Below are 23256 nucleotides of genomic sequence, written 5' to 3'. Positions count from 1 at the left end.
GTCCGGCGCGACCGCTCCGGGCTCCGGAGCCGGCCGCCTGCCGAGCCCTGGCACAGCCATCACACGAAGGGAAACCCATGAACAAGGCCGAACTGGTCTCCGCCATCGCCAAGCGCGCCGACGTCCCGGCCGCGACCGTCGACTCGGTAATCTCCGGGCTCCAGGACGAGCTCGTCGACGCCATCACCCGCGGGGAGAAGGTCGCCGTGTCCGGCCTGCTGACCGTGGAGCGCACCCAGCGCTCGGCGCGAAGCGGCCGCAACCCGCAGACCGGCGAGTCGATCGAGATCCCGGCCGCGAACACCGTCAAGCTGACCGCCGGCTCCAACCTCAAGAAGGCCGCCAGCTCCGTCCCGGTCTGATCGGCGGTCCGCGGTCCGATCCGGCGGCGGGCCGGCGGTCCGGGCCGGCCGCGGGGCGGCCCGGCCGACCGTGGGCCCCTCCCCGGCGGTCGTGTCCTCCCCGCCCGCCGCCGGGCGGGCGCCCGACCCGCATGGTCCGCCCACGGTGCCGTGGGTCAGGATGCGGGTCCCGGCGCCGCCCGGCGGCGGGAGGACGACGGACGGCGGGGCGAGGGCCTCCCGCCGTCCCCGCACCCGGAGGTGACCGTGGGCAACGACCTGCACGTCGACACCGACCCCGCGGAGGTCGGCGTCGACCCGGCCCGGCTGGCGCGGCTGGACCGGCGGCTGGCGCGCTGGGTCGACGACGGGCAGCTCCCCGGCTTCCTGGTCACCGTGGCGCGGCACGGCCGGCTGGTGCACGTCGGCCGGTACGGACGGCGCAACGTCGAGGAGGGCCTGCCGGTCGAGACCGACACCCGCTGGCGCATCTTCTCGATGACCAAGCCGGTCACCTCGGTCGCGGCGATGATGCTGTACGAGGAAGGCGCGTTCGAGCTCAACGACCCGATCGCCCGGTGGCTGCCGGAGTTCGCCGAGACCCGGGTGTACGTCGCCGGCTCGGCGCTCAAGCCGGTCACGGCGCCACAGGTGGAGCCGATCCGGGTCAGGCACCTGCTCACCCACACTTCAGGGCTGACCTACGGCTTCCACCACGCCCACCCGGTCGACGCGATGTACCGCGCGATGGGCCACGAGTGGAGCACGCCGCCGGACGCGGACTCCGCGGAGGCCTGCCGGCAGTGGGCGTCGGTGCCGCTGGTCTTCCAGCCCGGCACCGAGTGGAACTACGGCGTCTCCACCGACGTGCTCGGCCGGCTGGTCGAGGTGCTCTCCGGTCAGCCGCTCGACGAGTTCTTCGAGTCACGGATCTTCGCGCCGCTGGGCATGCGGAGCACCTCGTTCGGGCTGCGCGACGGTGACGACCTCGAGTCGCTGGCCCGGCTGTACGGGGCCGTCCCGGGGCAGCCGGGTGGTGCGCCCACGGGCTTCGCGTTCCTCGAGGCCTTCGACGCGGCCGCGCACGCGAAGCCGGCGTTCCTCTCCGGCGGCGGCGGGCTGGTGTCGACCGCGGGTGACTACCTGCGCTTCGTGGAGCTGCTGCGCCGCGGCGGGGCCTACGACGGCGGCCGGCTGCTCGGCTCGCGCACGATCGCGCACATGGTGCGCAACCACCTCCCGGGCGACCAGGACCTGGAGACCTTCGGCCGGCCGCTGTTCGCCGAGACGCCGCTGCGCGGGGTCGGCTTCGGCCTGGGCTTCTCGATGGTGATCGACCCGGTGCGCTACGGCGTGGTGTCCAGCGTCGGCGACTACAGCTGGGGCGGGGCGGCGTCCACGGCCTTCTACGTCGACCCGGTCGAGGACGTGACCGTCACCTTCTTCACGCAGCTGATGCCCTCGAGCACCCTGCCGATCCGCGGCTACCTGCGCGCTCTGGTCAACCAGGCCCTCGTCGACTGACGCCCCCTCCCCCCCGGGGCATAGGAAGCTTTGCCTGCGTATCGGGCCGCTCGACGCAGGCAAAGCTTCCTATGCCCCCACCCCGCGCGGCCTCACTGCCAGGCTCAGAGGTAGCGGCGGTAGACGACGGTGGCGACCATGGCCGGCTTCGGCTGGTCCTCGACCTCCACGGTCACGCCGAAGTTCATCTGGACGCCGCCCTCGAAGGCCCTGGCGTCCTCCATCACCGCCGACGCGCGCACCCGGCTGCCCACCGGCACCGGGGCCGGGAAGCGGATCTTCTCGGCGCCGTAGTTGACGCCCATGCGGAAGCCGGTGATGTCGACGATCTGCGGGATCAGCATCGGCAGCAGCGACAGCGTCAGGTAGCCGTGCGCGACCGGGCCGCCGAACGGGCTCTCCCGCTTCGCCCGCTCCACGTCGACGTGGATCCACTGGTCGTCGCCGGTGGCCTCGGCGAACCGGTCCACCCGCTCCTGGGTGATGGTCACCCAGTCGCTGGTGCCCAGCTGCCGGCCCACCAGGTCCAGCACGCCCTCGACGCCGTCGACCGTGGTCTGCGCCATGAGTCCTCCCCTTCCACCGGTCTGGTTTCCTGACTCCACCACAGACCCACGGACGGGGGGAGGACGGGGTTGCTGCGGCTCGGCCGGCTCGACGTGCCCGACGGCGCGCTGGTGGTGATGGCGATCGTCAACCGCACCCCGGACTCCTTCTTCGACCGCGGCGCCACCTACGAGCTGACCGCGGCGCTCGAGCGGGTCGACCAGGTCGTCGACGAGGGCGCCGACATGGTGGACGTCGGTGGCGTGAAGGCCGCGCCCGGCGAGGAGGTGGACGCCGCCGAGGAGATCCGGCGCACCGTCGACCTGGTCGCCGCCATCCGGTCGGCGCACCCGACGCTGCCGATCTCGATCGACACCTGGCGGTCGGCGGTCGCGAAGGAGGCGCTGGCCGCCGGCGCCGACGTGGTCAACGACGCGTGGGGCGGGGTCGACCCGTCGCTGGCCGGCGTCGCGGCCGAGGCCGGGGCGGGCATCGTGTGCACGCACGCCGGCGGGCTGCCGCCGCGCACCCGGCCGCACCGCGTGCAGTACGCCGACGTGGTGGCCGACATCGTCGCCCGGACGACGGCGCTCGCGAAGGCCGCGGTCGCCGCCGGGGTGGACCGCGAGCGGGTGCTGGTCGACCCCGGCCACGACTTCGGCAAGAACACCCGGCACTCGCTGGAGGCCACCCGGAGGCTGGGTGAGCTGGTGGCCACCGGCTGGCCGGTGCTGGTCGCGCTGTCGAACAAGGACTTCGTCGGCGAGACCCTCGACGTCCCGCTCGAGCAGCGGCTGACCGGCACGCTGGCGGCGACCGCGGTCAGCGCCTGGCTGGGCGCGCGCGTGTTCCGCGTGCACGACGTCGCCGCCACCCGGCAGACGCTGGACATGGTGGCCTCCATCCGCGGCGACCGCCCGCCCGCGCGGACCGTCCGCGGCCTGGCCTGACGGACGACGACGTCGCGACCCGTTCACCGCTCCGCCGTGCAGGTCTAGCGTCGCCGCCGTCCGGACCCCGACCGGGAGGTGACCGTGATGAGCGACCGCGTCGTGCACTTCGAACTGCCCTACGACGACGGACAACGGGCGCGCAGCTTCTACAAGGAAGCCTTCGGGTGGCAGCTGCAGGACATGCCCGACGGCGAGTACACGCTCGTCATGTCCGGCCCGAGCGGCGACGAGGGACCGACCGAGCCCGGGTTCATCAACGGCGGGCTGAACGTCCGCTCGTCGCACCCGGCGCCCGGGCCGGTCATCGTGGTCGACGTCCCCGACATCGAGGGCAAGCTGGCCCGGATCGAGGCGGCCGGCGGCGCGGTGGTCGTCGGCAAGCAGCCGGTCGGCGACATGGGGTTCGTCGCCTACGTGCGCGACCCGGAGGGCAACGTCCTCGGCCTGTGGGAGACCGCGCGGGCCGGCTGACGCGCCGACCTCGGCTGGCGGTGCCCGACCTCACCGCGCGGAGCGGCTGACCCCACCGGCCTCACCCCGCGGTGCCCGGCCTCGCCCTGCAGCGCGAGGTCGGGCACCGCGCGGCGAGGTCGAGGCCCGGCGCTAGCGTCGCCGCCATGGCCGCCACCGGGTTCCACACCGCCGACCAGCTCAACGACCTGCTCCCCGGCACGCTGCCGGGCATGCTCGGCCTGGTCGTCGACAGCCACGAGCCGGGGCGGCTGGAGGCGCACCTCGACGTCCGCCCCGAGGTGCTCGCACCCAACGGCTACCTGCACGCCGCCACCGTGATCGGGCTGGCCGACACCGCCTGCGGCCTGGCCACCCGCGCGCTGCTGCCCGAGGGCTCGGCCGGTTTCACCACCATCGAGCTGAAGAGCAACTTCCTGGGCACCGCCCGCGACGGCCGCATCACCACCGTGGCCACCAACGTCCACGCGGGCCGGACGACGCAGGTCTGGGACGCCGTCGTCCGCGCCGCCGGCAGCGGGAAGACGATCGCGCTGTTCCGCTGCACCCAGTCGGTGCTCTGGCCGCGCGGCTGAGCCCGCGGCCGCGCCGGGGCGCCGCGCGGCTGAGCCCACGGCCGCGCCGGGCCACGGCGCACCTCGCGCCCCACCTGATGTGAGACTGGCGCCACACCGCACCCCGAGGAGGAGCACACCGTGGCGCTGGCCAGCCTCTACCCCGACGTCGAGATCCCGGACCTGTCGGTGCCCGCCTTCGTCCTGGGCGCGAACGCCGACCGTCCCGACACGGCGGCGCTGATCGACGGGCTCAAGGGCGACACGATCACCTTCGGCCAGCTGGCGGGCTACGTCGACCGGGTCGCGGCCGCGCTGCACGAGCGGGGGCTGCGCAAGGGCGACGTCGTCGCGGTGTTCAGCCCGAACACGCCCTGGTACCCGGTGGTCTTCCACGGCATCGCCGCCGCCGGCTGCGTCTCCTCGCCGATCAACTCGCTCTACACGCCCGACGAGATCGCCTACCAGCTCAAGGACTCCGGGGCCAAGGTGCTGATCACCGTCGGTCCGTTCCTCGACCGCGCGACGGCGGCGGTGCAGCAGGCGCCGGTCGACGAGGTGATCGTCCTGGACGGCGCCGAGGGGCACGCCTCGCTGCGCGACCTGCTGGCCAGCCGGGCGCCGTCGGTGCAGGTCGACATCGACCCGGCGTCCGACCTGGTCACCCTGCCCTACTCCAGCGGCACGACCGGCCTGCCGAAGGGCACGATGCTGACCCACCGCAACCTGGTCGCCAACGTGCTGCAGAGCCAGGTGATCATGAACCGGCACGAGGGCGACGAGCGGGTCATCGCTGTCCTGCCGTTCTTCCACATCTACGGGCTGACCGTGCTGATGAACCTGGGCCTGGCGCTGGGCTGCACCGTCGTCACGCTGCCCCGGTTCGACCTCGAGGACTTCCTGCGCACCATCCAGGACCACCGGATCACCCGCGCGTTCGTCGCCCCGCCGATCGTGCTGGCGCTGGCCAAGCACCCGCTGGTCGACCGGTACGACCTGTCCAGCCTGCGCACCATCACCTCCGGCGCCGCGCCCCTCGACGAGGGCCTGGCGCTCGCCGCCGAGCAGCGGCTGCGCCGGGGGGCGGCGGACGGCGTCACGGTCGCCCAGGGCTACGGGATGACCGAGCTGTCGCCGGTGTCGCACTCCACCCCGGACGCCGGCATGGAGCCGCCCGGCGCGACCGGCGGGGTGCCCAAGGGCTCGGTCGGCTACGCCCTTCCGAACACCGAGTGCCGGCTGGTCGACCCGGCCACCGGGGAGGACGCCGCGCCCGGCGAGCGCGGCGAGCTGTGGGTGCGCGGCCCGCAGGTGATGCGGGGCTACCTGAACAACCCCGAGGCCACGGCCGAGACGCTCGACGCCGAGGGCTGGCTGCACACCGGCGACGTCGCCGTCGTCGACGAGCACGGCCGCTACAGCGTGGTCGACCGGGTCAAGGAGCTGATCAAGTACAAGGGCTACCAGGTCGCCCCGGCCGAGCTGGAGGCCGTGCTGCTGGGTCACCCGGACGTCGCCGACGCCGCCGTCATCGGCGTGAAGGACGCCGAGAGCGGCGAGGAGCTGCCCAAGGCCTTCGTCGTCCGCGCGCCCGGTTCGCAGGTCACCGAGGAGGCGGTCATCGAGTACATGGCCGGCCGGGTGGCGCCGCACAAGAAGATCCGGATCGTGGAGTTCATCGAGCAGGTGCCCAAGTCGGCGGCCGGCAAGATCCTCCGCAAGGAGCTCAGGGCCCGCGGCTGACGGCGTCCGCGGCGGTCCCGGGCCCGGTGGGCACGGCTGACCCAGCCCGCACCGCGCCCGGGGTCGTGCCGACCACGCGCTTGTACGCCCGGGCGAACGCGGCCTCGGACTCGTAGCCGAACTGCCGGGCCAGCTCGCCGACGCGCGCACCGCGGGCCAGGGCCACCCCGGCCCGGTGCATCCGCCACCGCGTCACGTACCGGACGGCCGGCTCGCCGGCCAGCTCGGCGAAGCGCGCGGCGAAGGTCGACCGCGACATTCGGGCCTCGCGGGCCAGCCGCTCGAGCGTCCAGCCGTCGCCCGGGTCGCGGTGCACCCGGGCGACGACCGGCCCGATCTGCGGGTCGCGCAGCGCCCGCAGCCAGCCGGGTCCGGCGCTCGCGCCGTCCAGCCAGGCCCGGATCGCCTGGATGACGAGGACGTCGGCGAGGCGGGTGACCACCGCCTCGGAGCCCGGGCGGCCGTGCCGGACCTCGTCGGTGAGCAGTCCCAGGACGACGGGCAGCCATCCCGCGCGGGCCGCGTCCCGGCCGCCGACGACGACCACGGGTGGCAGCAGGTCCAGCACGTGGGCCGCGCCGGGCCGGTCGATCTCGAGGACGCCGCACACCATCGCGGTGCGGGCGCCGCCGCCGTCCAGCCGCAGCACCGAGTAGTGCTCGCCGAGGTGGTCCTGGGGCAGCAGGTCGGCCCGTCCCAGGATCCGTGCCCCGGGGTCGCTGCGCAGCAGGTGGCCGCGCCCGTGCGGCACCAGGGCCAGGTCGCCGACCTGCAGCTCGCAGTCGGCCCCGTCGACCTCCAGCCGGCAGCTGCCGTCGGTGACCACGTGGACGCTCAGGCACCCGTCGAACGCGGGCATCTCCATCCCCCAGGGGGCGGTGGCCTCGGTCCGGCAGTAGAAGGTTCCGCGCATCCGCAGGTCGGCCAGCACCCCGGCGAGGGGGTCGACCGGCACCCAGGGACGTTCGGCACCCGGTGCGGAAGTGCTCACGCCGTCACTGTGTGCCCGGGTGCACCCGTCGTCCAGACGTCCCGGACGAACGAGCAGGAAAGACGGACGCCCGGCCGTTCCCCGGCGTGCCGCCCGGCCGGACGCTGGGATCCGGGCCGGCCGCCGGGGCCGGCGTCCACGGAGGAGGGGAACGGTCATGAAGGTGCTGGTCGTGGGTGCGACGGGTGGATCGGGCAGGGCGACGGTCGAGTCGCTGGTCGAGAACGGGCACGAGGTCACCGCGTTCGCGCGGCGGGCGGCGGACTTCCCCGCCGGCGTGCGGACGGTCATCGGCGACGCGACCGTCGCGGCGGACGTCGACCGCGCGGTCCGGGGCCAGGACGCGGTCGTGGTCGCCCTCGGCATCCGCGAGGACGCGCTGCGGGTGCGGCTGCGCGGAAGCTCCGGCACGCCGCTCGACGTCCGCTCGCGGGGGACCGCGACGGTCGTCGACGCGATGCGGGCGCACGGCGTGCGCCGGCTGGTCGTGCAGTCCTCGTACGGCGTCGGGGGGACCCGGTCGCGGCTGCCGGTCAGCATCCGGATCGTGTTCGCCCTGCTGCTGCGGCCGCAGATCGCCGACCACGAACGCCAGGAGCGGATCGTCCGGGCCAGCGGGCTGGACTGGGTCCTCGTCCAGCCGGTGACCCTGACCGACGGCGAGGAGCCCGCGACGGTCTCGGTGGACGGCGCGGTCGAGCGGTGGCGCGTGTCGCGCCGGGCCGTGGGCGCGGTCCTCGCCAAGGCCGCCGGCGAGGCGGCGCCCGTGGGCCGCACCCTCGCGGTGTCCGGCGCCGCGGAGCGCTCGGAGGCGGCGGACACCGGCACCGGGAGGGACCTCGCCCGCCGCCGATGAGAACGCCGGACCGGACCGGTCCTCCCTGCACCCGGACCCGCCGGGCGCGATCCCAGGAGGACGGCGATGACCGGCACCCACCCGCGCACCGCTCCCGGCCCGTTGGACGTCACGTTCGAGGCCGAGCTGCTGCTCAGCCCGGGCGACGGCGGTTGGACGTACGTGCAGATGCCCGGCTCGGCGGAGTTCTTCGGCACCCGGGGCCTGGTCAAGGTGCGCGGCACGATCGACGGCCGGCCGTTCCGCAGCTCGTTCATGGCCCTGGGCGACGGCACGCACAAGCTGCCGGTCAGGGCCGAGGTGCGGACGGCGATCGGCAAGCGGGCCGGTGACCGGGTGACCGTGCACCTGGAGGAGCGGATCGGCTGATCCCGGCTCCACCCACCCGCGGCGGTGGCCGGGTGGTCGCCGCAGCCGGGTCGCGGGCAAGGTGGGGCCATGCGTGCGGTGACGATCAGCGAGCCAGGCGGCCCCGAGGTGCTCGGCTGGGGCGAGGTGCCCGACCCGGTGTGCGGGCCCGGGGAGGTGCTGGTCGACGTCGTGGCGAGCGCGGTCAACCGCGCCGACCTGCTCCAGCGGGCCGGGAAGTACCCGCCGCCGAAGGGCGCCAGCGAGATCCTCGGCCTGGAGTGCAGCGGAGTGGTCAGCGAGGTCGGCGAGGGGGTGACCGGCTGGTCGGTCGGCGACGAGGTGTGCGCGCTGCTGTCCGGCGGCGGGTACGCCGAGCGGGTCGCCGTCCCGGCCGGGCAGCTGCTCCCCCGCCCCGCGGGCGTGGAACTCGCCACCGCCGCCGCACTGCCCGAGGTGGTCTGCACGGTCTGGTCGAACGTGTTCATGCTGGCCGGGCTGCGCCGCGGCGAGCGGTTCCTCGTGCACGGCGGCGCGGGCGGGATCGGCACCATGGCCATCCAGCTCGCCGACCGCGCCGGCGCGCGGGTGTTCGCCACGGCGGGGTCGCCGGCCAAGCTGGACCTCTGCCGCGAGCTCGGCGCCGACGTCGCCGTCAACTACCGGGACGAGGACTTCGCCGAGGTGGTGAAGGCCGAGGGCGGCGCGCACGTGGTGCTCGACAACATGGGCGCGAAGTACCTGGCCCGCAACGTCGACGCGCTCGCCGTGGGGGGCCGGCTGGTGATCATCGGCATGCAGGGCGGCACCCGCACCGAGATCGACCTGGCCCGGCTGTTCGCGAAGCGGGCCTCGGTGCACACCACCACGCTGCGCTCGCGGCCGGCGACCGGGCCGGGCGGCAAGGCCGAGATCGTGGCGGCCGTCCGGCACGACGTGTGGCCCGACGTCGAGCGGGGGGCGGTCCGCCCGATCGTCGACCGGCGGCTGCCGATGTCCCGCGCCGCCGAGGCCCACGAGCTGCTGGAGGCCTCCGCGCACGCCGGCAAGGTGCTGCTGCTCATCCAGGGCTGACCGCGCGGTCAGGGGAGCAGCCGAAGCCCGGCCTGTGCGTCCGCGGCGCCGGCGTCGGCCGTCGCGCCCACATCGTCCGGGCCGGACAACCGCAGGCAGAGGACCACCACGTCGTCGTCCAGCAACCGTCCACCGGTCATGGCCGCGAGCAGCCGGTCGCACGCCTCCTGCGCGCCGACGCCTTCGAGATCGGTGGCGATCCGGGCGAGCCGGTCGAGGCCGTCGTCCAGGTCGCTGCCCCGGCGCTCGACGAGGCCGTCGGAGTACCAGACCAGCAGGGCCTCCGGCGGCACGACGAGCCGGGCGTCCGGGCGCGGCCCTTCCGCCATGGCCAGGGGCAGCGAACGACCCGCGGGCAGGAACTCCGCCCGGCCCCCCGAGACGAGAAGCGGCGGCGGGTGACCCGCGCAGGCGTAGCGCAGCTCGCCGGTGGCCGGCTCGTACTCGCCGTAGCCGATGGTCGCGAACGTCGCCCCGCGGATGTCGTTCGACGCCCGGTCCAGCGATGACAGCACCGCACCCGGGGTGTCGTGGGGCCCGGCGGCGAGCACGCGGAGGGCGGCGTGGAGCCGGCCCATGGCCGCAGCAGCCGCCAGGTCGTGGCCGACCACGTCGCCGACCACGAACCCCACCCGGCCCCCGGGCAGGACGAACACGTCGTACCAGTCCCCGCCGACGTCGTGCTGCTGATCGGCCGGCCGGTAGCAGCCACCGATGGCGACACCCGGCAGCCGGTCGGGCACTTCGGGCAGGAAGGCCCGCTGCAGTTGGTGCGCGGCCTCGCGCTCCTCCTCGTACAGGCGGGCCCGCGGCAAGGCCCGGCCGACGAGCTCCGCGAGGCCCTCGGCCAGCGCGGTCACCTCGGCGTCCAGGGCGTCGACGGCGTCGAACCGGAACTCCAGGGCGCCCATGACCACCGGGCCGTTCCTGACCGGCACGGCGAGGACGCTCCGCGGGCGCGGGTCGACGCCGGGGCCGGATCGGTCGGGCCCCTCTTCCCCCGCGCGCATCGCGATGGTCCGGCCGGTGCGGGCTGCCCGGGCCAGCAGCGCGGGTGCGGCCAGCGGCACCTCGCCGCGCGCCTCGTCGGCCCCGCCCCGGGACGTCGTCCACGTTCGCAGGGTCGCGGGGTCCGAGGTCAGGACGCCGACTGCGCCGTCGTCGGCCACGAGCGCGATCCCCCGCCGGACGACGACCTCGGCGATCGCCTCCGAAGTGGCCGCCGTGGCCAGCCCCGCGGTCACCTCCTGCAGCGCCTCGGCCGCCCGCCGCGCCGCCGCCTCGTGCCGGGACTCGCGACGCGCCCGCTGCCGCTCGCCGATCTCGACCGCCAGCAGCCAGGCGCTGAGCACCGCGACGGCCAGGAACAACTGCAAGGTGGCCAGCTCCAGGTTCGGCCGCCCGGCCAGCGCCGCCCAGGGGCCGCGGCCGGCCGCGGTCATCACGTTCGCCGTCAGTGTCATCGCCAGCCCGCTGACGGTGACCAGGGGGACGCCGGACCCGAAGGCCACGGCGAACAGCAGCGGCATCGGCAGGTAGGCCAGCGGCACCGACGCCGGCCAGAAGCCCACGACGGTCACCGCCGCCGTGGATCCGACGAGCAGTCCGCAGCGGGTCGGCGGCGGCAGCTCCCGCCGGGCGAGCGCGACCCGCCAGGAGAGCACCGTGCCGGCGACGGTCAGCACGCCCAGCCCGTCGCCGGCCCAGAACGGGAAGAAGGCGTCCCACCAGTCACGGCCGAGGGTGACCGCGTTCGTGGTGGCTCCCACGACCGCCCCCAGCAGCGGCGCCGCCAGCACGCCGCAGGTGATGAACCAACCCAGATCGCGCCGCCGCCGCAGGTCGATCTCACCGGCGACCCGGCCGAGGAGGAGGGCGCCGGCCAGCGGCTCCAGCGTGTTGGCCAGCACGAACCCGGGCACGGAGGCTGCCGGCAGCCCGTGCAGCAGGTCCATCCCCGCCTCGACCGCGGCCACCGTGGCCAGCACCCACGGCCATCGGCGGCGGCGGGTGAGCAGCAGCGCCGACAGGCTCACGCCCGCGGGCGCGAAGAACACTGCCCCCATGGACGACGCCTGGAACAACAGGAAGGCGATCGCCGAGCCGGCCGCGTACGCCACCGTCACCAGCGCGAGAAGCACCCACAGCGACCCAGCGGTCGGGATGTCCGCGCGGCGGCTACCGCGCTCCGGGCTCCTCATCGCAGTGCTCCGGCGACTCGTCGGCCCCCACGTCCGATGTCGCCGGTTGCTGCAGCGACGAGCCACCCTAGCGGGCTCGGTAGGAGGCGGGTGGGCGGTATGCCGCCGTCGCCCCTTGGGCAGGATGGTCGGCATGACTGCACCCGGAACCGGCAACGAGCACCCGCAGCAGGTCGTCGTCGTGGGCCCGGACGGTCGCCCGGTCGGCACGATGCCCGTGCCGCACGGCGGTGGCCTCGGCGGCGCGGACGGCGACGGCGAGGGCGGCGGCCCGGCCGGCGTCGGGGAGATGGTCGAGCAGCCCGCGAAGGTCATGCGGATCGGCACGATGATCAAACAGCTGCTCGAGGAGGTCCGCGCGGCGCCGCTCGACGAGGCCAGCCGCAACCGGCTCCGCGACATCCACGCGTCGTCGGTCCGCGAGCTCGAGCAGGGCCTGTCGCCGGACCTGCGCGAGGAGCTGAAGCGGCTCAGCCTGCCGTTCAGCGAGGGCGAGACGCCGTCGGACGCCGAGCTGCGCATCGCCCAGGCCCAGCTGGTCGGCTGGCTGGAGGGCGTGTTCCACGGCATCCAGACCGCGCTGTTCGCCCAGCAGATGGCCGCCCGGGCTCAGCTGGAGGAGATGCGCCGGCGCGCGCTGCCCGGGGGTTCCGCCCCGGGTCAGCAGCCGCAGCAGCCGGACTTCCGCCCGGGCGGCGGCCAGTACCTCTGACCCGCCATCGTCGGTTGATCATCGTCGAACGGTGGCCCGCGTCGGCGTGTCGGACGACCATTCGACGATGATCGACGAGGGGAGGATGAGGCGGTGAACCCCGAGCGCCGGGCGGTGCGGGCGTCGGACGCCGACCGCGAGGAGACGGTGCGTCAGCTCCAGCGCGGCCTGAGCCAGGGCCGGCTCACCGTCGACGAGTTCGACGAGCGGGTGCGGGCGGCCTGGGCCGCCCGCACCCTCGGCGACCTCGCCGACCTCACGGCCGATCTGCCGCGGAGCCTCTGGTGACGTCCGCGACGCCGTCCGGCTGACCGTTGCCGACCGGCTCGGACGACGCCAGCGCCCGGACCTCCTCGGGCGAGGCCAGCGCGGCCTGCCCGCCGTCCGCGTCGCTCGCCGCCGCCCGGACCGGCGCCGCCCCGGCGTCCGGCTCGGGCCGCCCGCCCGCGGCCTGCTCGAAGAAGCGCAGCAGCTCCACCGGGAACGGCATCACCAGCGTGCTGTTCTTCTCCGAGGCCACGTCGGCGACCGTCTGCAGCAGGCGCAGCTGCAGCGCGCCGGGGGTGGAGCTCATCGCGTCCGCCGCCTGCGCCAGCTTCGCCGAGGCCTGCAGCTCGCCGTCCGCGGAGATGACCCGCGCCCGCCGGTCGCGCTCGGCCTCGGCCTGGCGCGACATCGAGCGGCGCATGCCCTCGGGCAGCGAGATGTCCTTGACCTCGACCCGGTCGATCTTGATGCCCCAGTCCTCGGTCGGGGTGTCGATGACCGCCCGCAGCTCGGAGTTGATGGCCTCGCGGTCCGACAGCAGCGTGTCGAGGTCGGCGCGGCCGATGACCGACCGCAGCGAGGTCTGCGACACCTGCGACGTCGCGATCATGTAGTTCTCGACGTTGATGACCGCCTTGACGGGGTCGACGACCCGGAAGTAGACGACCGCGTCGACGCCGATGGTCACGTTGTCGCGGGTGATCGTGCCCTGCGACGGGACGTCGAGCACGAGCGTCTGCACGGGCACCTTGGTCATCTGGTCGACGAACGGCACGAGCAGGCGCAGCCCGGGGTCGCGCACGTTGGGCAGCAGCCGCCCGAAGCGCAGGACGACGCCGCGCTGGTACTGCTGCACCTGGCGGATGCTCGCGCCGAGCACGACGATCGCCAGGACGCCGATGACCGCGAGGATTATGAGCAGAGCGTCCACAGCACCCCACCTCCCGGGCCGGCGCGGGAGCTGCGGGACGGTCCCGCGGCGCCGGGGCGCCGACCAGTCCCTCCCCACGATCCCATCGGACGGGCTTCGGCGCCGTGACCTGGCCGTTATGTGGCGAGACCCCGCCCGGGTCCACCGTCGCGGGGGGTGGAACGGCACCCGGACGGGTGACCGGCCGTCGCCCGTTCGGAGGAGCCGTGACCGGGGACGGTGTGGGCGCTGCGGCGCGTGCCGACCGGCGAGGCGGCGGCCGGGACCCTCCCGGCCCCGACCCGACGGGAGGAAGCGTGACCTTCGAAGCGCGGACGACATCGACGACGCAGCGTCCGGCCGGCCGCAACGGGCTCGGCACCGGCGGCTTCGTGACCGGGCTGGTCGGCCTCGTGCTGGCCTGGCTGATCCCGATCCTCGGCCTCGTCCTCGGGCTGCTCGGCGTCGTCCTGGGCGGCGTGGGCCGCAGCCGGGCACGCCGCGACGGCCAGGCCACCGGGCTGGCGACGGCCGGCGTGGTGCTCGGGGCGCTGGCGCTGGTCTCCGCCGTCGTCTCCTGGGTGATCGCCTACAACGTCCTCACCTGAGCCGGCGGACGGGACGGCGCCGTCCGCGGGACGGCGCCGTCCGCGCGGGATGACGGCGCCGTCCCGCGCGTGCCGATCGGCCGGTTTGCGGTGTGGCCGGTCGGTCCACAGGGAGCGCCGGCGGCCCACGGGGACCGCCGCCGGGTTCACAAGGAGCGCAGGAAGGCGGCGACCCCGTCGTCCTCGTTCGTGCCGGTGACGTCGGTGGCCGCGGCCAGGACGTCGGGGTGCGCGTGCGCCATCGCGACCGCCCGGCCGCCGCCCTCGCGGACCCACTCGAAGGCGGCCAGGTCGTTGGGCATGTCGCCGAAGTAGACGACGTCCTCCGGGCCCACCCCGTGCTGCTCGGCCACCTTGGCCAGGCCGGTGGCCTTGGTGACGCCCGGCGCGGAGATCTCGGCGAGGGCGTCGCTCGACGAGTTGGTGACCGTCGCCCGGTCCCCCACCGCCTCCGTGACCAGCGCGAGGAACTCGTCGCGCGGCAGCGTCTCGTGCCGGGCCAGCAGCTTGGCCACCGGCGCCCGCACCAGCTCCTCGAGGGAGGCCTCGGCCACGCCGGGCGCGTCGAGGTCCCAGCGCGGCTGGTACACGGGTTCGTGACGGAACTGCAGCCCGTACTCGACCGCGAACCAGGTGTCCGGCTGCGCGCGGCGCAGCTCGGCGGTCACCGCCCGCAGCACGTCGGGCTGCACCGCCTCCTCCTCCAGCACCTCGAAGCGCTCGAGGTCGAACAGCACCGCTCCGTTGCAGCAGACGGCGGTGCCGTGCCCGACCACCTCGCGGATCCGCCGCATCCAGCGCGGCGGCCGCCCGGTGGCCAGCACGAGCGGCACGCCGTCCGCCCGCCACGCGGCCAGCTCGGCGAGGGTGTCGTGGCTGACCGTGTCGTCCCACCGCAGCAGGGTGCCGTCCATGTCGGTGGCGATCAGCCGCGGCCGCCAGTCAGACATCGCGACCCCGGTCGCCCACCGGGCGTCCCCGGTCGCCGGCCAGCACGGCCTCCAGGTAGCGGGCCACGCCCTCGGCGTCGTGCCCGCTGGTCAGCTCCGCGGCGGCGGCCCGGACGGCGGGGTGCGCGTTGGCCACCGCCACCGCCCGCCCACCGGCCTCGGTGACCGCGGCGACCATGGGCAGGTCGTTGGGCATGTCGCCGAAGGCCAACACCTCGCCGAAGCCGACGCCGTACCGCTCGAGCGCGACGGCCAGCCCGGTGGCCTTGGTGATGCCCGGCGGCAGCACCTCGATGAAGCCCAGGCCGGCGTGGGTCAGCTCCGCCTCGGCCGGGTCGACGACGCGGCGGGCCAGCGCCAGCAGCTCGTCCTGGTCGACGCTCGACGAGCGCAGGAACACCTTCAGGACGGCGCCGACCGGCAGCACCTCGTGCCGCGGCAGCAGCATCGCCGGCTCCGGGTAGGGCCAGTCGAAGCCGTGCTGCACCCGCAGCGGGCTCGACCGGGGCTGCCGGGCCTCGGCCTGCTCGGCGGCGTCCTCCACCGCGACGACCAGCTCGCCGGCGACCGCCTCGATCCGCTCGATCACGCCGTGCGCCTGAGTGCGGGGCAGGCCCATCGTGCGCAGCACCTCGTCGCGCTCCAGGTCGACGACGTAGCCGCCCTGGGCCAGCACCGCGATGCCGCGCCCGTCCAGCGCCGTCCGGACGCTGTCGAGCAGCCGGGGACCGCGGCCGGTGACGCCGACGACGGGGATGCCGGCCGCCCAGCACGCCTCCAGCGCCGCCCGGGTGCGCGGGCGGACGTGACCGGTGGAGTCGAGCAGGGTGCCGTCGAGGTCGGTGGCCACGAGCCGGGGGCGCCAGCCGTTCAGCTCCGGCAGCGGGACGACGAGGTCGGCGTCGGGGGCGGGCGCCGCGTGCGGCAGCGCGATCGGCCGGGGGCCGGTCATGCGGCCGCGGGCCCCGGCGCCGCCGCGAGCGACATGCCCGGCGTGAGCAGCTCGTGCCCGCCGAGCCACGGCCGCAGCGCCTCCGGCACGTGCACCGAGCCGTCGGAGCGCTGGTGCACCTCCAGCAGGCAGGCGATGGTGCGGGCGATGGCGCACAGCGTCCCGTTGAGGGTGGCCGCGATCTGCGGCTTGCCGTCGGCGTCGCGGTAGCGGATGCCCAACCGGCGGGCCTGGAAGGTCGTGCAGTCCGAGGTCGAGGTCAGCTCGCGGTAGGCGCCCTGCGAGGGGAACCACGCCTCGATGTCGTACTTGCGGGTGGCGCTGGTGCCCAGGTCGCCGGCGGCGATGTCGACCACCCGGTAGGGCAGCTCGAGCAGGGCGAGGAACTCCTCCTCCCACGCCAGCAGCCGCGCGTGCTCGGTGGCGGCCTCCTCCGGGGTGCAGAAGCTGAACATCTCGACCTTGTCGAACCAGTGCACCCGGATGATGCCGCGGGTGTCCTTGCCGTAGGAGCCGGCCTCGCGGCGGAAGCACGACGACCAGCCCGCGTACCGGCGGGGACCGCCCGCGAGGTCGAGCACCTCACCGGCGTGCATGCCGGCCAGCGCGACCTCCGACGTCCCGACCAGGTACAGGTCGTCGCGCTCGATCCGGTACACCTCCTCGGCGTGCGCGCCGAGGAAGCCGGTGCCCTCCATCGCCTCCGGCCGCACCAGCGCCGGGGCGACGACCGGGGTGAAGCCCGCGGCGACCGCCCGCGTGATCGCCAGCTGGGCGAGCGCGAACTCCAGCAGCGCGCCGGGCCCGGTGAGGAAGTAGAACCGGGCGCCGGACACCTTGGCGCCGCGCTCGGTGTCGATCGCGCCGAGCGCCTCGCCGATCTCCAGGTGGTCGCGCACCGGGAAGTCGTAGGCCGGCACCGTGCCGACGGTGCGCAGCGTCACGGCGTCGTCCTCACCGCCGGGCGGCACCTCGGGGGCGACGACGTTCGGGACGGCGAGGTGGGCGGCGCGCAGCGCCGCGTCGGCCGCGCGCTGCTCCTCCTCAGCCGCCTTCACCTCGGCCGCCAGCTTCTTCGCCCGCTCCAGGACGGCGGGCCGCTCGTCCGGGCTCGCCTTCTTGACCGCCTGCGACGCGGCCTTCTGCTCGGCGCGCAGGTCGTCGGCCCTCCGGACGGCCTCCCGCCGGGCGGCGTCGGCGGCGAGCAGCGCGTCGACCAGCGACTCGTCGGCCCCGCGGGCGCGCTGGCTGGCACGGACGACGTCGGGCTGCTCGCGCACGAGCCGGAGGTCGATCACCCCCCGATCGTAGGAGCCACGGCCGGAACCGCCCCACGACGGCGGGCGGTCGGCCGACACCGGGCGCGGATGCGCACGTCCGGGCCGCGGTCCTGCACGTCCGCGCACACCGTCGGCGGGCGGGCGGGTCAGCCGTCGAGCAGCGCGGTCACCGCGGCGTGCACGCGCCGGCTCTCGTCGGCCAGCTCGGGCAGGACGGCGGGATCCGCGGTCTCCTCCACCCGGCGGCACAGCTCGGCGAGCGCGGAGGCGCCCATCGCCGCGCTGCTGCCCTTCAGCCGGTGCGCCAGCCGCGCGACCTCGTCGTCCGCGCCGCCGGGCAGCCCCTCGGCCGCCGCGAGCAGCGCGCGCACCGATCCCTCCAGACCCGCGGCGTACTGCCGGTAAAGGTGCCCGAAGGCCTCGGGACCGAGGTCGCGCAGCTCGGCGACCGTCCCGGCGTCCAACGCGGCGCCGGCAGCCGGACCCGCACCGCCGGCGGTCGCCGCCGGCGGGGTGGGCGCCCCGGCCCCGGCCCAGCGGTCCAGCGCGTCCGCGAGCGTCGCCAGGCGCACCGGCTTGGTGAGGAAGTCGTCGGCGCCCGCCTCCAGGAACGCCGTCCGGTCGCTGGTCAGCACGCTGGCCGTCAGCGCCAGGACGCGGGGTTGCGCGACCGGCAGCGCGCGGATCGCCGCCGTGGCGTCCACCCCGCCGAGCACCGGCATCTGGGCGTCCATCAGTACGACGTCGAAGCTCCCGGTGCGGACGGCGTCGACGGCCAGCTCTCCGTTCGCCACGTGCTCGCAGTCGTGCCCGAGCTGGCGCAGGTAGAGCCCGACCAGCTGGGCGTTGACGGCGTGGTCCTCGGCGACCAGCACCCGCAGCGGGCGCCGTCCGTCGACCGCCGGCCCGGCCGCCGGACCGGCCGCCGGGGCCGGCGCCGCGCCCGGCCCCGCCCCGTGGACCACCGACCGGACGGCGTGCACCAGCCGCTCGGGTCGCACCGGCTTGTGCAGCCGCGCGGTGAAGTGCGCCGCGCGCTCGGCGTGCACCGGGGCGGAGCTGCTGAGCAGCAGCAGCGGCAGCGCGGCACCGCCGGGCAGGCCGCCCAGGCGGCGGGCCAGCTCGTCGCCGTCCATGCCGGGCATGTGCAGGTCGAGCACCGCCGCGTCGAACCGCCCGTCGTCGGCGACGACCGAGCCGAGCGCCTCGGCCCCGCTGCGCGCGGCGACCACCGCGGCGCCGGCGCGGCCCAGCTGGTGCTCGAGGATGCGCAGGTTGGTCGGGTTGTCGTCGACGACGAGCAGTCGGAGGCCGGCGAGCGCACGCGGGTCCGCGGCGACCGGCACCGACGAGGACAGCTCCAGGTCGACCGCGACGGTGAAGGTCGACCCGCGACCCGCGGCGCTGTCGACGGTGATGTCGCCGCCCATGGCCCGGGTGATCCGCTGGCTGATGGCCAGGCCGAGACCGGTGCCGCCGTACGACCGGGTGGTGGAGGTGTCGACCTGGCTGAACGACCGGAACAGCCGGTGCTGCTGGTCGGCCGGGATGCCGATGCCGGTGTCGGCGACGGCGATCCGGCAGTGCAGCGATCCGCCGCGGACCTCCCCCAACACGGTGAGGACCACCTGGCCGGAGGAGGTGAACTTGACCGCGTTCCCGACGAGGTTGAGCACCACCTGGCGCAGCCGGGAGCCGTCGCCGACGACGTGCGCCGGGCAGTTCCCGGGGATGTCGACGAGCAGGTCCAGGCCCTTGCCGGCGGCCTGGGGCGCGAGCAGCTGGGCGACGTCGTAGGCCAGCGCGTGCAGGTCGAACGGCGCCCGGTCGAGGTCGAGCTCACCGGCCTCGATCTTCGAGAAGTCGAGGACGTCGTTGATCAGCGTGAGCAGCGCGTCGCCGCTGCCGGCGATGGTCTCCAGGTGGCCGCGCTGCTCGTCGGTCAGCTCGGTGGTGAGCAGCAGGTCGGTCAACCCGAGGACGGCGTTGAGCGGCGTCCGGATCTCGTGGCTCATCGTGGCCAGGAACGCCGTCTTGGCCTGCCCGGCCTGCTCGGCCTGGTCGCGGGCGGCGACGAGCTCGGCCTCGCGGGCGGCGACCAGCTCGCTGCGGTCGCGCAGGGCGGCGGCGAGCTCGTTGACGTCGCCGGCGATGTCGCGCAGCTCGGCCGGCCCGGCCTCCGGGGCGCGGCTGTCGAGCTGGCCGGCCGTCAGCCCGGCCAGGGTGTCGCGCACCACCTGCGTCGGGGGCAGGATCGCCGCGGCCAGCCGGCGGTTCGCCCGCCGGACGGCGACGGCGACCCCGCCGGCCACGAGCAGGCCGAGCACCGCACCGCCGAGGAGCACCACCCGCTGCCCGGTGATCGCCTCCCCGCGGCGCTGCTCGACCGCGGCGCGCGCCTCCGCCTGCACCTCCCGGTAGGCGTCGAACAGCCGCTTGTCCTGGCTGAGCAGGTCGTCCAGCGCGGCGGTGTCGTCGACCGTGGGCTGCTCCACCAGCACGGGTGCGGCCCAGCGCTCGATCCAGGCCCGCTGCGCCTCGTAGAGGGGCGCCAGGCGGTCGCCGAGGACGGCGTCGTCGCCGACCAGCTGCTCCAGGCGGGCGTCCAGCAGCTCGAGGTCCCGCGAGCCCTTCCAGTAGGGCTGCAGGAACCGTTGCTCGCGGGTGACCAGGAAGCCGCGCAGCCCGGTCTCCTGGTTGATCATCGCGACGTGCCCGTCCTGGAGGGCGCTGAGCATCTCGTTGGCGCGGTCGACCCGCGTGCCCAGCACGGTGACGACCAGCACCACCAGGCCGAGCGTGATCGTGGTGACCGCCACCAGGGCGGCCAGCCCGACGAGCAGCGGTCGGCGCAGGAGGACGCGCAGGGGGCGAGCGGCGTCGGAGCGCCGATGAGGAGCCACGGCCATGGTGTCGGCGCCGGCGGCCTCGTCCTTGAGGAGCGCACCGCCTCCCGACCGGTGTGACCCAGGATCGGAGCCGCTTCAGTCGCGGGCCGGATCTGCCGATGCCGGTCGGGACCCGCCTGATCGGAGAGCCATGCCCCACGTCCTCGTCGTCGACGACGATCCCGTCGTTGCCGACCTCGTCGCGTTCCGCCTCGGCCGCCTCGGCCTGGAGGTCTCGAAGGAGGCCGACGGCGAGGCCGGACTCGCGGCGGCCCGCGAGCTGCGCCCCGACCTGCTCGTCCTCGACTGGATGATGCCGCGGATGAACGGGCTGGAGGTCTGCCGGGCGCTCCGCCAGGACGCCGACACGCAGCTCGCCCGCACGCCGGTGCTGCTGCTGACCGCCAAGGCGCAGGAGCCCGACCTCGAGCGCGGCTTCGCGGCCGGAGCGACCGACTACATCGCCAAGCCGTTCAGCACCGGGGAGCTGATCAGCCGGGTCACCGCCGCGCTGGCCGCCCGCAGCCGCCCGTGACCCCGCCCGGCCCGGGCGTCGCCACCGCCGCGGCCGTCGCGACGCTGGTCGTGGCCGCGCTCGTCCTGCTCCTGCTCCTCACCATCGCGGTCACCCACGTCCGCGGCACGGCCGCCCGCGCCCGCGAGGCGCGGCTGCGCGCCGAGCTGACCCCGCTGGTGCACGACCTCCTGGACGACGCCGCCCCCTCCCCCGCGGCCACCGGCGCACCCGCGCTGCTGGACACGCTGCTGCTGGACCTGGTCGGCCGGTTGCGCGGCGCCGACCGCCGTGCGCTGCAGGAGGTGCTGGTCGCCCGCGGCGTCGTCGACCGCGCCGCGCGCGACCTGACCGCCCGGCGGGCCTGGCGCCGCGGCCGGGCGGCCACCCTGCTGGGCTCGGCCGGCAGCACTCCGCACGTCCGGGCCCTGGTCGGCCTGCTCGGTGACCGCTCCGCCGAGGTGCGCGGCGCCGCGGCCCGCGCGCTGGGCAAGGCCGGCGACGCCGGGGCCGTCGGCCCGCTGCTGGCCACGCTGTCGGCCGGCGCCGGGCTGCCACCCGGCGTGGTCGGCATGGCCGTGCTCGACCTCGGCTCCCCCGCGCTACCCGCCCTGCGCGAGGCCCTGGGCACCGCGTCTCCGGCCGCCCGGGCGCTCGCCGCCGAGCTGCTGGGGCTGCACGGCGACGCGTCCGCCGTCCCGGTGCTCGAGGCGCTGCTGCGCGACCGCGAGCAGGCCCCCGACGTCCGCCGGGCGGCGGCCGCCGCGCTGGGCCGCATCGGGTCGCGCGCCGCGACCGCGTCGCTCGCGCTCGTGCTGCACATCACCCCGTGGCCGGAGCTGCGGCGGACCGCCGCCGAGGCGCTCGGCCGCATCGGCGACCCGCTGGGCATCCCGGTGCTGAGGGACGGCTGCGGCGCCGACGACCCCGACGTCCGAGCCGCCTGCGCCGACGCCCTGTGCGCCATGGGTGTCGAGGGGCGGGCGGCGCTGACCGACCTCGCCACCGGCTCGGGCGCGGCGGCAGGGGCCGCACGCGCCGCGCTGGAGGCCGTGGAACTCCCCTCGCGCCCGTCGCTGCGGATGGTGTCCTGATGCACGAGGTCGTCGGTCAGCTCGTCGTGGCCACGAGCTGGGGCGTCCTGGCCTACGTCCTGCTCCTGGACCTGTCGATGCTGCTGCTGGTGCTGGCCGGGGGCCGGCGGGTGGCGGCCAGCCGGCGGTGGTCGGGCGCCGAGGGGCACGACGAGATCTTCGCCAGCCCGCTGACGCCCGCGGTCTCGGTCCTGGTGCCGGCGCACGACGAGGAGGCCGGCATCCTCGACACCCTCGCCGCCGCGCTCGGCCAGCGCTATCCCGCCCTCGAGGTGGTGCTCGTCGACGACGGGTCGACCGACCGCACCTTCGACCTGGTGGCCGACCGCTACGAGCTGGTCGAGGTCACCCCGCGGCAGACCGCCGCGCTCGAGGTGGAGGGGGAGATCCTCTCGGTGCACCGCGCGGGCACCGGCGACCCGCTCACCGTGGTGCGCAAGAGCAGCGTCGGCCGGCGTTCCGACGCGCTCAACGCGGCGCTCAACGTGGCCCGCCACCCGCTGGTGTGCATGGTCGACGCCGACTCGCTGCTCGAGGAGAACGCCCTCCTGCACGTCGTCCGGCCGTTCGTGGAGGACCCGGTCGGCGTCGTCGGCGCCGGCGGCGTCATCCGGCCGGCCAACGGCGCGCTCACCGACCGGGGCGTCGTCGTCGAGCCGCGGCTGTCGCGGCGGTGGCTGGTGCGCATCCAGGCCGTCGAGTACCTGCGCTCGTTCCTGCTGGGTCGCACCGGCTGGGCCGATGCCGGCGCGCTGCTGATCATCTCCGGCGCGTTCGGCATGTTCCGCCGCGACGCCGTCGTCGAGATCGGCGGCCTGGACCGGCTGTCGCTGGCCGAGGACGCCGAGCTCGTGGTGAGCCTGATCGAACACCGGCGCCGGCAGGGCCGACCGCACCGGATGGTCTTCGTGCCCGAACCGGTCTGCTGGACCGAGGTGCCCGAGACCTGGCAGGTGCTCGGCCGCCAGCGCAAGCGCTGGTCCCACGGCCTCGGACAGCTCCTGTGGAAGCACCGGCGGATGATCGGCAACCCCCGCTTCGGCGCGGTCGGCACGCTGGCGCTGCCCTTCTTCCTGCTCTTCGAGCTGCTCGGTCCGGTCGTCGAGGTCGCCGGGCTGTTCTCGGTGCTGCTCGCCGCGCTCGTCGGCCTGCTCGACCCGGGGACCGCGACCTCGATGGTGCTGCTGGCGCTCGGCGTGGGCACGCTGCTGTCCACGGCCACGGTGGCGGTCGAGGTGTTCACCTACAGCCGCTACCACCGGGGCCGCGACGTGCGGGCCCTGCTCGCGGCCGGCGTGCTGGAGAACGTCGGGTTCCGGCAGCTGCACTCCTGGTTCCGGCTGCGCGGCCTGCTCGCCGCGCTCACGCGGCGGGCGCCGGTGTGGACGGCGATGCCCCGCACCGGCTTCACCGCGGCCGGCAGCGTCGCCGACACCCCGGCCGACGGGGAGCGCGTCCCGGCCTGACGCCGCCGGTCGA

23 protein-coding genes are annotated in these 23256 nt (G+C 75.5%); 15 read left to right on the top strand and 8 right to left on the bottom strand.

Annotated features, from left to right (window positions below; genetic code table 11):
- Positions 1-77 precede the first annotated feature (77 nt).
- Both OF117_RS14670 and OF117_RS14665 read left to right on the top strand, forming a co-directional pair.
- Positions 78-362 carry an HU family DNA-binding protein gene (locus OF117_RS14670; RefSeq protein WP_263553582.1) on the top strand — a complete coding sequence of 95 codons (285 nt, stop codon included), beginning with the start codon at positions 78-80 and terminating at the stop codon, positions 360-362.
- Between the two features lie 150 nt (positions 363-512).
- Positions 513-1865 (top strand): serine hydrolase domain-containing protein, encoded by a 1353-nt coding sequence (locus OF117_RS14665; protein ID WP_263553581.1) that lies wholly within the window; start codon positions 513-515, stop codon positions 1863-1865.
- 104 nt (positions 1866-1969) lie between these two features.
- Here OF117_RS14665 and OF117_RS14660 read toward each other — a convergent pair whose 3' ends face one another.
- Positions 1970-2431, bottom strand: coding sequence for a MaoC family dehydratase (locus OF117_RS14660; RefSeq protein ID WP_263553580.1), 462 nt, complete (start codon positions 2429-2431; stop codon positions 1970-1972).
- Positions 2432-2500: 69 nt separating this feature from the next.
- Here OF117_RS14660 and folP point away from each other — a divergent pair, with 69 nt between their 5' ends.
- The 4 genes from folP to OF117_RS14640 all read left to right on the top strand — a co-directional run bounded on the left by folP (position 2501) and on the right by OF117_RS14640 (position 6132).
- Positions 2501-3361, top strand: coding sequence for a dihydropteroate synthase (gene folP / locus OF117_RS14655; RefSeq protein ID WP_263553579.1), 861 nt, complete (start codon positions 2501-2503; stop codon positions 3359-3361).
- Positions 3362-3448: 87 nt separating this feature from the next.
- Positions 3449-3835 (top strand): VOC family protein, encoded by a 387-nt coding sequence (locus OF117_RS14650; RefSeq protein WP_263553578.1) that lies wholly within the window; start codon positions 3449-3451, stop codon positions 3833-3835.
- A gap of 146 nt (positions 3836-3981) precedes the next feature.
- Complete coding sequence (locus OF117_RS14645; RefSeq protein WP_263553577.1) at positions 3982-4410, top strand: PaaI family thioesterase; 429 nt, start codon at positions 3982-3984, stop codon at positions 4408-4410.
- Positions 4411-4530: 120 nt separating this feature from the next.
- Positions 4531-6132 (top strand): 4-coumarate--CoA ligase family protein, encoded by a 1602-nt coding sequence (locus OF117_RS14640; protein WP_263553576.1) that lies wholly within the window; start codon positions 4531-4533, stop codon positions 6130-6132.
- On the opposite strand, the gene OF117_RS14635 is transcribed toward OF117_RS14640, so the two are convergent.
- Positions 6116-7123 (bottom strand): AraC family transcriptional regulator, encoded by a 1008-nt coding sequence (locus tag OF117_RS14635; RefSeq protein WP_263553575.1) that lies wholly within the window; start codon positions 7121-7123, stop codon positions 6116-6118. The two genes, OF117_RS14640 and OF117_RS14635, sit on opposite strands and share 17 nt — an antisense overlap.
- Positions 7124-7280: 157 nt before the next feature.
- Here OF117_RS14635 and OF117_RS14630 point away from each other — a divergent pair, with 157 nt between their 5' ends.
- The 3 genes from OF117_RS14630 to OF117_RS14620 all read left to right on the top strand — a co-directional run bounded on the left by OF117_RS14630 (position 7281) and on the right by OF117_RS14620 (position 9401).
- The gene (locus OF117_RS14630; protein ID WP_263553574.1) at positions 7281-7979 is read left to right on the top strand and encodes an NAD(P)-dependent oxidoreductase; all 699 of its coding nucleotides are present in this window, start codon (positions 7281-7283) and stop codon (positions 7977-7979) included.
- A gap of 66 nt (positions 7980-8045) precedes the next feature.
- Positions 8046-8348 (top strand): DUF1905 domain-containing protein, encoded by a 303-nt coding sequence (locus OF117_RS14625; protein WP_263553573.1) that lies wholly within the window; start codon positions 8046-8048, stop codon positions 8346-8348.
- A gap of 69 nt (positions 8349-8417) precedes the next feature.
- Positions 8418-9401 (top strand): NAD(P)H-quinone oxidoreductase, encoded by a 984-nt coding sequence (locus tag OF117_RS14620; protein WP_263553572.1) that lies wholly within the window; start codon positions 8418-8420, stop codon positions 9399-9401.
- Positions 9402-9409: 8 nt separating this feature from the next.
- On the opposite strand, the gene OF117_RS14615 is transcribed toward OF117_RS14620, so the two are convergent.
- On the bottom strand, positions 9410-11602 hold the full coding sequence (locus OF117_RS14615) for a SpoIIE family protein phosphatase (RefSeq protein WP_263553571.1): 2193 nt from the start codon (positions 11600-11602) through the stop codon (positions 9410-9412).
- Between the two features lie 133 nt (positions 11603-11735).
- On the opposite strand from OF117_RS14615, the gene OF117_RS14610 reads away from it, so the two are divergent.
- The gene (locus OF117_RS14610) at positions 11736-12314 is read left to right on the top strand and encodes a bacterial proteasome activator family protein (protein ID WP_263553570.1); all 579 of its coding nucleotides are present in this window, start codon (positions 11736-11738) and stop codon (positions 12312-12314) included.
- A gap of 93 nt (positions 12315-12407) precedes the next feature.
- Positions 12408-12602, top strand: coding sequence for a DUF1707 domain-containing protein (locus OF117_RS14605; RefSeq protein ID WP_263553569.1), 195 nt, complete (start codon positions 12408-12410; stop codon positions 12600-12602).
- On the opposite strand, the gene OF117_RS14600 is transcribed toward OF117_RS14605, so the two are convergent.
- Entirely contained in the window at positions 12571-13512 is a 942-nt protein-coding gene (locus tag OF117_RS14600) for a slipin family protein (protein WP_263553568.1), read from the bottom strand. The two genes, OF117_RS14605 and OF117_RS14600, sit on opposite strands and share 32 nt — an antisense overlap.
- A 296-nt stretch (positions 13513-13808) precedes the next feature.
- Here OF117_RS14600 and OF117_RS14595 point away from each other — a divergent pair, with 296 nt between their 5' ends.
- A complete protein-coding gene (locus tag OF117_RS14595; RefSeq protein ID WP_263553567.1) occupies positions 13809-14099 on the top strand; it encodes a hypothetical protein in 291 nt (96 codons plus the stop codon).
- A gap of 146 nt (positions 14100-14245) precedes the next feature.
- Here the strand turns inward: OF117_RS14595 and OF117_RS14590 are convergent, their stop codons facing one another.
- From OF117_RS14590 to OF117_RS14575, 4 genes are all read right to left on the bottom strand, one after another.
- Positions 14246-15049: an HAD family hydrolase gene (locus OF117_RS14590; RefSeq protein ID WP_263553566.1), complete on the bottom strand. Its 804-nt coding sequence runs from the start codon at positions 15047-15049 to the stop codon at positions 14246-14248.
- Positions 15042-16001, bottom strand: a complete 960-nt coding sequence (locus tag OF117_RS14585; RefSeq protein WP_263553565.1) for an HAD family hydrolase — start codon at positions 15999-16001, stop codon at positions 15042-15044. The genes OF117_RS14590 and OF117_RS14585 overlap by 8 nt, the downstream gene beginning before the upstream one ends.
- Positions 15998-17299 carry a serine--tRNA ligase gene (gene serS / locus OF117_RS14580; protein ID WP_263553564.1) on the bottom strand — a complete coding sequence of 434 codons (1302 nt, stop codon included), beginning with the start codon at positions 17297-17299 and terminating at the stop codon, positions 15998-16000. The genes OF117_RS14585 and serS overlap by 4 nt, the downstream gene beginning before the upstream one ends.
- Before the next feature lie 128 nt (positions 17300-17427).
- Entirely contained in the window at positions 17428-20184 is a 2757-nt protein-coding gene (locus OF117_RS14575) for a response regulator (RefSeq protein WP_263553563.1), read from the bottom strand.
- Between the two features lie 136 nt (positions 20185-20320).
- Between OF117_RS14575 and OF117_RS14570 the strand changes: the two genes are divergently transcribed.
- From OF117_RS14570 to OF117_RS14560, 3 genes are read left to right on the top strand one after another with little or no spacing between them, the layout of a single operon-like run.
- On the top strand, positions 20321-20704 hold the full coding sequence (locus OF117_RS14570; RefSeq protein WP_263553562.1) for a response regulator transcription factor: 384 nt from the start codon (positions 20321-20323) through the stop codon (positions 20702-20704).
- Complete coding sequence (locus tag OF117_RS14565) at positions 20701-21777, top strand: HEAT repeat domain-containing protein (RefSeq protein WP_263553561.1); 1077 nt, start codon at positions 20701-20703, stop codon at positions 21775-21777. Before OF117_RS14570 ends, OF117_RS14565 begins: the two co-directional genes overlap by 4 nt.
- Positions 21777-23243, top strand: coding sequence for a glycosyltransferase family 2 protein (locus OF117_RS14560; protein WP_263553560.1), 1467 nt, complete (start codon positions 21777-21779; stop codon positions 23241-23243). Before OF117_RS14565 ends, OF117_RS14560 begins: the two co-directional genes overlap by 1 nt.
- The last annotated feature ends 13 nt before the right edge of the window (positions 23244-23256 follow it).

Origin of the sequence: Geodermatophilus sp. YIM 151500 (assembly GCF_025716945.1) — a bacterium.
Taxonomy (GTDB): Bacteria; Actinomycetota; Actinomycetes; order Mycobacteriales; family Geodermatophilaceae; genus YIM-151500.
Note: the sequence above shows the minus strand (reverse complement) of the source record. Positions and strands in the feature narration are given on the sequence as shown.